This is a genomic window from Aeromonas sp. A35_P (genome assembly GCF_002259925.1).
GTDB lineage: Bacteria > Pseudomonadota > Gammaproteobacteria > Enterobacterales > Aeromonadaceae > Aeromonas > Aeromonas dhakensis.
On record NZ_NEVB01000234.1, the window covers coordinates 12,662 to 21,742 of the forward strand.

Below are 9,081 nucleotides of genomic sequence, written 5' to 3' on the forward strand. Positions count from 1 at the left end.
GGCCGCCCGCCGTAAAACTGCAATAAACCTCTGTTATAACAATAACCTACATCCCATAAACAATAACAAAGAGCACCGCGCATGAAAAAACATACTCGCTCCCTGATTGCCCTTGGTCTGGGGGCCGCCCTGGCATTGCCCGCACTGGCCGCCGATGAAGGCAAAATCGTGATCGCCCACCGGGGCGCCTCCGGCTACCTGCCCGAGCACACCCTGGAGTCCAAGGCATTGGCCTATGGCATGGGGGCCGACTATCTGGAGCAGGATCTGGTGATGACCAAGGATGACCAGCTGGTGGTGATGCACGATCACTTCCTCGATGGCATCACCGATGTGGCCGAACGCTTCCCCGGCCGGGCCCGCCCGGATGGTCGCTACTATGTGGTGGATTTCACCCTGGACGAGGTGCGCTCCCTGCGCATGACCGAGCCGTTCCAGCTGGTGGACGGCAAGCAGGTGCCCGTCTATCCGGCCCGCTTCCCGCTCTGGAAGTCCAGCTTCAAGATCCACACCTTCCAGGAAGAGATCGAGATGATCCAGGGGCTCAACAAGAGCACCGGCAAGAACATCGGCATCTACCCGGAGATCAAGGCTCCCTGGCTGTTCCGCCACGAAGGCAAGGACATCTCCAAGGCGGTGCTCAAGGTGCTGAAGGAGTACGGCTACACCAGCAAGAACGACAAGGTCTATCTGCAGTGTTTCGATACCAACGAGCTCAAGCGCATCAACAGCGAGCTGATGCCTGCCATGGGGATGGACTTGAAGCTGGTGCAGCTGATGGCCGAGACCGACTGGAACGAGACCATGGTCTACGACGCCAAGGGCAAGGCGACCCCCTACAACTATGACTGGATGTTCAAGCCGGGCGCCATGAAGGAGATCGCCGCTTACGCCGAGGGGATCGGCCCCTGGAAGCCGATGATAGTGCCGGAGCCGGGTACCCTGGGCAAGCCGACCTTCACCGGCATGGTGAAAGAGGCCCATGCGGCCGGCCTCAAGGTGCATCCCTATACCTTCCGTCAGGATGAGGGCCAGATCCCGGCCTACGCGAAAGACTTCACCGATCTGCTCAACATCTTCCTCTATCAGGCCGATGTGGATGGCGTGTTCAGCGACTTCCCCGACAAGGCGGTCGAGGTGATCAAGGCGCACGGCAAATAATAAAAGAAGAGCAACACGGGAATGCAAGCGGGGCCAGGTGCCCCGCTTTTTTATGTCTGCTGGCAAGGGGAAATCAGCAAGGGTGTAATTATATCTTTACGATTTTAGTGTCTTGAACATGTAATGAATACTACTTTCTGGCCGAAAGGGTCTCTTTTGTGGTCATTTATCCATCTATCAGCGAATAATTCCGCTAGTTTCACTTGATTGTTTGTTTTTAATTGGTAAGGTGGGGGCGGTTGCGTAACAAAGTGCTGACTCGTGTAAATAAAAATGAACGGTCGGCGCAGTTGGCTTGAAACAGTAGAGAGAATGAGAAAATGCAAAGAGATCCCCTGAACAACATCCATATCCAGTCCGAACAAGTGATGATCACGCCTGCCCAGCTCAAGGAGAAATTGCCCATCTCCGATCGCGCGCTGGCATTCGTGCAAGGGGCCCGCAATACCATTGCCGACATCATCCACCGTCGCGATCACCGCTTGCTGGTGATCTGTGGTCCCTGCTCCATCCACGACATGGACGCCGCCAAAGAGTACGCAACCAGACTCAAAGCGCTGCATGACGCCTATCAGGACTCTCTCTACATTGTCATGCGGGTCTACTTTGAGAAGCCACGCACCACGGTCGGTTGGAAGGGCTTTATCAACGACCCGAACCTGGATGGCACCTTCGACGTGGAGCTGGGGCTGCACCGGGCCCGCGAGCTGCTCTGCTGGCTGGCCGAGCTGGAGCTGCCGCTGGCCACCGAGGCGCTCGACCCCATCAGCCCGCAATACCTGGCGGAGCTCTTCTCCTGGTCGGCCATCGGTGCCCGCACCACCGAATCCCAGACCCACAGGGAGATGGCGTCCGGCCTCTCCATGCCGGTCGGCTTCAAGAACGGCACCGACGGCAACCTGGGCACCGCCATCAATGCGCTGCAGGCCGCCTCCAGCCCCCATGCCTTCATGGGGATCAACCAGCAGGGCCAGGTCGCGCTGCTGCAGACCCAGGGCAACCCGGATGGTCACGTGATCCTGCGCGGCGGCAAGCACCCGAACTACGATTCGGTCAATGTGTCGCTGGCGGAAGAGGCGCTGGAGAAGGCGGGCCTGCTGCCCGGCCTGGTGGTGGATTGCAGCCACGGCAACTCCAGCAAGGATCACCGCCTGCAGCCCAAGGTGGCCGACAACGTGATCCACCAGATCGAGGAGGGCAACCGCTCCATCATAGGGGTAATGCTCGAATCCAACCTGTTCGAGGGCAACCAGTCCAGCGAACAACCCAAGTGCGAGATGCGCTACGGCGTCTCCATCACCGATGCCTGCATCGACTGGGAGACCACGGACGCACTGCTGGCCCGCTGCCACAGCCAGCTGGCGGCACCACTTTTGGCCAGAACCAAGGCATAAGCCGTGGTATCTTGTCAGCACTGACTGAACAATCGAGGTGTCACCGGCCGAGGCGGTGGCACCTCGTTGCCTCTTGAATCACAGGGCGTCGCTGCGGGCGGCGCCGCAGGGACCGGATATGGCTGAAGAGTTGAATGCCCTCAGGGACAAAATCGACGCGGTGGACAAGCAGCTGATTGATCTGCTGGCCGCCCGTCTCGCCCTGGTGGGGGAAGTGGGGGAAGTGAAGAGCCGGCACGGCCTGCCCATCTATGCACCGGATCGGGAGGCGAGCATGCTGGCCCGCCGCCGCGCCGAGGCCGAGGCACTGGGAGTGCCGGGAGATCTCATCGAAGATGTGCTGCGCCGGGTGATGCGCGAGTCCTATATCCTGGAATCTGCCAGCGACAAGGAGCACCACTTCAAATGCATGAAGCCGGACCTTGGCAAGGTGGTGATCATCGGTGGTCAGGGGCAGCTCGGCCGCCTGTTTGGCAACCTGTTCAGCCTCTCGGGCTACCGGGTCGAGACCCTGGGTCAGGCCGACTGGCCCCGCGCCGACGAGATCCTGCAGGGCGCCGGGCTGGTAATGGTGGCGGTGCCCATCGACGTCACCTGCCAGGTGATCGACTGGCTCGGCAACCTGCCCGAGAACTGCCTGCTGGTGGATGTGACCAGCGTCAAGGGCGAACCGCTCGAGCATATGCTGGCGGTGCACAAGGGGCCGGTGCTGGGGCTGCATCCCATGTTCGGGCCGGACGTGGCGAGCCTCGCCAAGCAGGTGATCGTCTGCTGTCAGGGGCGTGACAACGATGCCAGCCAGTGGCTGCTGGAGCAGATGACCATCTGGGGCGCGCGTTTGCAGCAGGTGGAGGCCAGGGCCCACGACGAGGCGATGACCTTTATCCAGGCGCTGCGCCACTTTGCCACCTTCGCCTATGGCTGGCACCTCTCCCGCGAGCAGGCCAACCTCGACCGCCTGCTGGCCTTGAGCTCCCCCATCTACCGGCTGGAGCTGGCCATGGTGGGACGGCTGTTCGCCCAAGATCCCCACCTCTACGCCGACATCATACTGTCGTCGCCGCAGAATCTGGCGATGATCCGCCGCTACTACCAGAACTTCGGCGAGGCGCTGGGCCTGCTGGAGCGGGGAGACAGGGAGGGTTTCATCGAGGCCTTCAGCCAGGTTTCGGGCTTCTTTGGCGAGCGGGCGGACGAGTTCCTGCGCGAAAGCCGCACCCTGTTGGCCCAGGCCAACGATCGTCGCCATCACGGCTGACGATGACCAAATGCAAAAGGGGCCTGTCGGCCCCTTTTGCATTCTAGCGTGTGCTGCGCCGCCTCTATTCCGGTTGCGGCAAGCGCAGATCGGCGCCATCCCAACCCAGCGGCAGGGTGAGCAGCTGATCGATCAGCTCCCGCCGATCGGACTTTTCCAGATAGGCAAGGTAGAGCGGACGGCTCAAGGCCTGGGCGCCTTCCACCAAGTGCAGACGCCCCTGCTCCAGGAAGGGGCTTACCATGCGCCTTGGCAGGTAAGCTGCGCCGCCGTTGGCCAGCACGAACTGCAGCGCCATGTTGGCGGAGCTTGAGTGCAGCACCGGGGTCTTTTGCAGGCTCTGCAGCCGGCTGGGCTGCGGCTCAAAGCTGGTGCCCCAATCCAGATGAATGTGCGGCATCTGCATCAGGCTGTCGGCGTTGGCCGCGCCATCCCGGCTCACCAGCTCGAACACCAGCTCACCGATGGGGTTCAGGGCAATCTCGTCGATCTTGGTCGGCTCGGAGAGCAGAGCGAGGTCAAGGGAGCGCTCCAGCAGTTGGCGGCACAGGTGCTCGCGGGAGGCGGTCTCGAGCCGCACCGCAAGACCGGGGGCCAGGGCATAGACATGGTTGAGCCAGTCATTGAAGTCGAGCTCCCAGAACACGGCGGGGGCGCCGATGGCGAGCTGCTGGCTGAAACCGGGGGAGAGGGCCACATCCTGCTTGGCGCGGCCCAGGGTATGCAAGATGGCGTCTGCGTAGGGCAGCAGACGTTCACCGGAGGCGGTCAGGCGGATGTTGTTGCGATGGCGGGCAAATAGACTGACCCCGAGCTGCTGTTCGAGCTGGCGGATCCGAAAGCTCACCGCCGACTGGGTCAGGTAGAGATTTTCAGCAGCCCGGCCGAAGTGCCGGGTCTTGCTGACCTCGATAAAGGTCCGAAGCAGTTCGGTATCCATTAATCGATGGACTCGTCGCTACCGCTGCCACCTTCAAAACCGCCGCCACTCGCTTCCTCGTTGGCACCGCCGGCGACGGTGCACAGACGGTGCACGCGCTTGGGACCGATCACCTTCAGATACTTGAACCACACCTTGGCGTGGGGGTTGTTGCCGGCGGCGCCGGACTTGACCTGCTCGATGAAGGCGCTTTCCACGTCATCGCGCGCGGCCAGGTTGCCCTGATAGAGCGCCAGCATGGCGGTACCGTATTTTTCCAGACTGTCCGCTTCGGCCACAGTGAATTCGCCACTGCGACGCAGGCCACGGGGAAAATGTTTGAAGTCGTTGAAACGCTTGTCTGATTCGAAGCTCATAGTGCTCTTTTTCTGGTTAGTTTGACCTTTGCGGGCAAGTATCATCAGGCCGTCGCAGAGTGCAAAATCAATTTTTTCACTATATTGATAAATCTCTTTCATCGAAAGTGATTTGCCGCGGATCCATGGGCCCGGGTCGGCTGAAAAGGGCAAAAAAGTGAGAAAAAAAGCGGAGTTATGTCAGGTTCTGTAAAGGTTGGCGGGGTGGGAAACAGCACAATTTGTTACAAATAAAGCGCCATTCGGCGCTCTATTTGATGTCATTCATGAACCAAAGCGGGAGGTTTGGTCTCGGTAGAGACTCACTCGATCATGGCTGGCTGAGCCAGGGTATCGGCACGCCACAGACGGTAGCGCACTTCATACTCCTGCGGTACGTAGAGCACGAACGGCAGCTTGGAGTTGTAGTTCACAAAGAAGCCCTGACCGTAGATCTGGACGAAGGTCTCTTTCTTCTGGCCATCCGGGCAGGCCATCAGGGTGCTGATGGGATCGGACACCTTGCCGAGCATCAGGTAGTTGTAGCCCCAGCCTTTGACGCTGTGCTGTTCCAGGTTGCCGGCAAAGCGCGGCACATTGCAATCGACCATCATTTTCTTGCCGACCTGCAGCTCGACCATCATGTCGGCTTCGTTTTCGACTTCCGGCAGGCGGATCACCACACGTTCCTGGTTCACTTCGGCGGCCGGGAACATGCTGATATCAAATTTTTTCGGTTCGGCGGCGAAGGCATGGCCGCCCAGCAACAAGGCGCCCAGCAGGCTAAAACGCAATACGGTTTTCATCTGTACCTCATGGGGTTGGTTCAACGCCGCTAGACTAACCGCTCTGCCCGTTTCATGCCAGCGATCTGCTACGTAAAAACTGCGTAAAATGATGCAGATCCGGCACACAATGACGTGTTCTGGCTATTTTCTGACAGGGCGCAGATCCGCCGAGCGACAGGCCGGGCTGCAAACGCGGGTGGCCAGCCAGGATCCTGTGTTCATCGGGATCCCCTGGCCACCCGACTCCATCAGCGCACCAGCAGCACCTGCTTGGCCCAGGCGCCGGGGGCTCGCATGCCGACGGCGCCGCTGGTGATATCCAGATAGGCGACCCCCTTGCTGGCCGGTACCGGGGTGGAGGACCAGAGGTAGACGTAGCCGTCGTTCACCTCTTTGCCGTCACCGGCCATGGCGCGGGGGAAGATGGTTTCGTTGAGCGCCGGTTTGTAGCAGGCGGACTCCAGCACGCTGGCCAGCTCCTTGATGGTGGGCAGGCGCCAGCCGCCGTGGCCGCCGAAGTTGTACAGCGCATGGCTCGGCTCGGTGCGGATCCGCTCGGCGGTCAGCAGGGCCTGCTGCCAGTAAAGCCGGGTTGGCTCGCCTTGGCAGCTCTGGTTGCGCCAGGTCTGGCCGAGCTGGCAGCGCATCCAGGTCAGGCCGGTGGAGCGATCCGTGACGGTGCCGTTGCCGCGGTCGATGAAGCGGGCGGTGGGGCTGGTTCTGGGCATGTTGTCATCACAGATGGCGGTGGCCAGGGCGAGGGGGCTGCCAAGGGTCAGCAGCAGGGTCAACATCAAGCGGTTCATCGGGTTACCTCCGCCACCAGTCGCAGTTGCAGACCGTTGGCATCATCGCTGTTTTGAACTGTGGTGGCGTAGTCGGTGCCGGCGTCGTCGCCAAGGAAGATGTGGGCGATGGCGCTGATGGGGGCGCTCTCCAGCCGGCGCGAAGGGGTCAGGGTCTGGCTCCAGTAGTAGCCGCTGAAATCCTTGCTGGTGGTGCCGACATCGGGGAAGTAGCGCACGTCCATGCTCACCGGCTGGCCGTCCTGGCGGGCGAGGGAGCCGTAGTGCTGCAGGCTCATCAGCTCGCGCGAGTGGGGCATGCGCCAGTGAGTGATGCCGCACAGCTGCTGGGCGTTGAGCCACTGGCGGTACTGCTCCGTGGTGCAGATGGCCTCGCCATCCGGGCAGGCGTAGTCCAGCTCCTGCTGGGTGGGGCGATAGTCGTCAAGCTCCCAGGCGAAGGTGCGGTGCAGATCCCGCGGGCTGGCGGGATCATCGAGCTTCTTCTCCCAGACCAGGCCGGTATTGAGATCCTCCACGCACTCCCAGGCGGGGGCGTCATCGGCCAACGGCCGACCCTGACCGTCGAGCTTGCGATAGCGCAGTGGCGCCTTGTTGAGGCTGGCCTCCTGCCCAGGGTGGTCGGCGGGTTCCTGGGTGAGCAGGTAGTCGACCCCGTCCGTGTAGGTGGTGACGCCGCTGCCGGTGATCAGTGGATGGGAGTGCTGTTGCAACAGCCGGGCGCGGACGTCTGCCTGCTGGCTGGCCAGCTCGCCATGCAGGGCAAAGTGGCTGGCCAGCTCGGGCAGCAGGCTGCCGATGGCAGGCCACACCAGCATATGCAGGGTGGCGGTCGAGAAGCCCTCCTGCGCCTGTAGATCGGTCTCGACGACCGCCTGCAGCAACTGGCCCAGCGCCAGGTTGAAGTCGCTCAGCCGGGAGAGGGCGGCCAGATCCTGACCTGGTTGCAGTGGCGCCAGCGCACTCAACAGCTGATCGAGGGCTTGCCTCGGGGGCTGCCCCTCGGCGATGCGGTATTGCAGCAGGGTGCTGAGCGGGCTGGGGGTGAGGTGCAGATCATCGAGCCGGGCGGCGGGGTGCAGCAGCACGGGGGCGGCCGGATTGCCCGGCAAGAACAGCAAGGTGCTGGTCAACAGGGCCGGGGCGCTGCCGCTCAGCCGGTGAGTGCCGGCCGCGCCGCTGACACTGGGCTCCCCCGCATCACAAGATGCATTCTGGTTGAGGTTGACGCACAGGGTGCCGGCTTCGGGCAGGGTCACGGTCAGGCTGTAGTCGGGGACCGCCAGCGGCGCCTCGTCCGAGCCGCCACCGCCACAGGCGGTGAGCAGGGGGGCCAGCAGGCAGGCCAGGCGGGAGTAATGTGGTGTCATCTCTAGTCCTTGGGGAGGGGGCCTTGGCCCCCTCTTCTTATATATGGATGGGGTGGATTCAGGTGCGCTGGCGCAGGCGGCGCCAGAGTGCCAGCGGCAGCAACCAGAGCAGGTTGGCTGCCCCGCCGCCGCTACCGTCGTCCACCTGGAAGTGGATGATGCCGTCATCGGGCGGGGTGACCGGCTTGCTGCACTGGGCGCCGGTGCGCTGGCTGATGCTCCAGCCGTTGATGCGGCCCCGATTGCCGGGCTTGCTGTCCACTATCTCCAGGGTCCAGCGACCGGCCAGCGGTTCCCCTTCCAGCGCGCTGAAGGGCTGCAGGGGCAGCAGCTCGGTGGGGAACACCCCCTTGAGGCGCGGCAGCGGGCTGTAGCCCTTGTCCCAGATCTGGATGCGGGTGCCGGAGGGGGAGTTGAGCCAGATCTCCAGCTCATCGAGCGCCGGGTGTTGCAGATCCAGGTTCAGCTGCAACCGGTCGCTCACCCTGGCCTCGCTGCTCTCTATCAGCAGGCTGGTTTCGCTGAGGCCACGCACCTCGTCGCTGATGGCATCGCTCAAGGTCAGCGGGTGGCCGTTGGCACGGCTGACGATGGGGGCGCCGATGGGCAGGGTCAGCGACTGTTGCCACTGGCGCTCGGTCGGGCTGGTGCCGCTCATGGCGAGGCTGACCGGCAGCGCCACCTCGTCGCCACAGGCGAGCGGGCTCTGGGCCAGCAGGCGCAGGGTGGTGGTCATGCTGGCACCCGCCGCGAGGGTCGCCGGTTGCCAGCTGTAAGGGTCGGCCTGCAGCCCGGTTGGCAGCTGGAGGGCCAGCTCGTTCAGGGTCACCGGCGCCTTGCCCTGGTTGGTAAGGGTCAGTTGCACCGACTGGCGCTGCCCCAGCTCGATGACGCTACCCTCACCCAGGCCCACATTGACCGAGTGCGCGGCAAGCCTCGGCCTTCAGGCCGGGGAAGGATAGCGCGGACGCCGTAGGCGTCCTTTGCGGCGGTCAGTGTGGCGTCTGCTGCTGCTCAATGTACTGGCGG

Annotated in this window: 8 protein-coding genes and 1 pseudogene; 3 read left to right on the top strand and 6 right to left on the bottom strand. The window is 62.7% G+C overall.

Annotated elements, in window-relative coordinates; translation table 11 throughout:
- Positions 1-81: 81 nt before the first annotated feature.
- The 3 genes from glpQ to tyrA all read left to right on the top strand — a co-directional run bounded on the left by glpQ (position 82) and on the right by tyrA (position 3,813).
- On the top strand, positions 82-1,161 hold the full coding sequence (gene glpQ / locus CAK78_RS18865; protein WP_017781730.1) for a glycerophosphodiester phosphodiesterase: 1,080 nt from the start codon (positions 82-84) through the stop codon (positions 1,159-1,161).
- A gap of 320 nt (positions 1,162-1,481) precedes the next feature.
- The gene (locus CAK78_RS18870; protein WP_042008081.1) at positions 1,482-2,555 is read left to right on the top strand and encodes a 3-deoxy-7-phosphoheptulonate synthase; all 1,074 of its coding nucleotides are present in this window, start codon (positions 1,482-1,484) and stop codon (positions 2,553-2,555) included.
- A gap of 118 nt (positions 2,556-2,673) precedes the next feature.
- Entirely contained in the window at positions 2,674-3,813 is a 1,140-nt protein-coding gene (tyrA, locus tag CAK78_RS18875) for a bifunctional chorismate mutase/prephenate dehydrogenase (RefSeq protein ID WP_094698299.1), read from the top strand.
- A gap of 64 nt (positions 3,814-3,877) precedes the next feature.
- Here the strand turns inward: tyrA and hdfR are convergent, their stop codons facing one another.
- The 6 genes and pseudogenes from hdfR to CAK78_RS18905 form a co-directional block, all read right to left on the bottom strand.
- The gene (hdfR, locus tag CAK78_RS18880; protein WP_094698300.1) at positions 3,878-4,753 is read right to left on the bottom strand and encodes an HTH-type transcriptional regulator HdfR; all 876 of its coding nucleotides are present in this window, start codon (positions 4,751-4,753) and stop codon (positions 3,878-3,880) included.
- Positions 4,753-5,109, bottom strand: a complete 357-nt coding sequence (locus CAK78_RS18885) for a DUF413 domain-containing protein (protein WP_010634377.1) — start codon at positions 5,107-5,109, stop codon at positions 4,753-4,755. The genes hdfR and CAK78_RS18885 overlap by 1 nt, the downstream gene beginning before the upstream one ends.
- A 302-nt stretch (positions 5,110-5,411) precedes the next feature.
- Entirely contained in the window at positions 5,412-5,894 is a 483-nt protein-coding gene (eco, locus tag CAK78_RS18890) for a serine protease inhibitor ecotin (protein ID WP_005299572.1), read from the bottom strand.
- Between the two features lie 230 nt (positions 5,895-6,124).
- Positions 6,125-6,682 (bottom strand): Lcl C-terminal domain-containing protein, encoded by a 558-nt coding sequence (locus CAK78_RS18895; RefSeq protein ID WP_005299575.1) that lies wholly within the window; start codon positions 6,680-6,682, stop codon positions 6,125-6,127.
- Positions 6,679-8,052, bottom strand: a complete 1,374-nt coding sequence (locus tag CAK78_RS18900; RefSeq protein WP_094698301.1) for an Lcl C-terminal domain-containing protein — start codon at positions 8,050-8,052, stop codon at positions 6,679-6,681. The genes CAK78_RS18895 and CAK78_RS18900 overlap by 4 nt, the downstream gene beginning before the upstream one ends.
- 58 nt (positions 8,053-8,110) lie before the next feature.
- A pseudogene (locus CAK78_RS18905) lies at positions 8,111-8,971 on the bottom strand (proprotein convertase P-domain-containing protein); the annotation flags it as partial.
- Positions 8,972-9,081 lie beyond the last annotated feature (110 nt).

Excerpts from the sequence above, each read along its gene's own strand:
- glpQ (WP_017781730.1), top strand. The coding sequence starts at position 82 with ATGAAAAAACATACTCGCTCCCTGATTGCCCTTGGTCTGGGGGCCGCC.
- CAK78_RS18870 (WP_042008081.1), top strand. The coding sequence starts at position 1,482 with ATGCAAAGAGATCCCCTGAACAACATCCATATCCAGTCCGAACAAGTG.
- tyrA (WP_094698299.1), top strand. The coding sequence starts at position 2,674 with ATGGCTGAAGAGTTGAATGCCCTCAGGGACAAAATCGACGCGGTGGAC.
- hdfR (WP_094698300.1), bottom strand. The coding sequence starts at position 4,753 with ATGGATACCGAACTGCTTCGGACCTTTATCGAGGTCAGCAAGACCCGG.
- CAK78_RS18885 (WP_010634377.1), bottom strand. The coding sequence starts at position 5,109 with ATGAGCTTCGAATCAGACAAGCGTTTCAACGACTTCAAACATTTTCCC.
- eco (WP_005299572.1), bottom strand. The coding sequence starts at position 5,894 with ATGAAAACCGTATTGCGTTTTAGCCTGCTGGGCGCCTTGTTGCTGGGC.
- CAK78_RS18895 (WP_005299575.1), bottom strand. The coding sequence starts at position 6,682 with ATGAACCGCTTGATGTTGACCCTGCTGCTGACCCTTGGCAGCCCCCTC.
- CAK78_RS18900 (WP_094698301.1), bottom strand. The coding sequence starts at position 8,052 with ATGACACCACATTACTCCCGCCTGGCCTGCCTGCTGGCCCCCCTGCTC.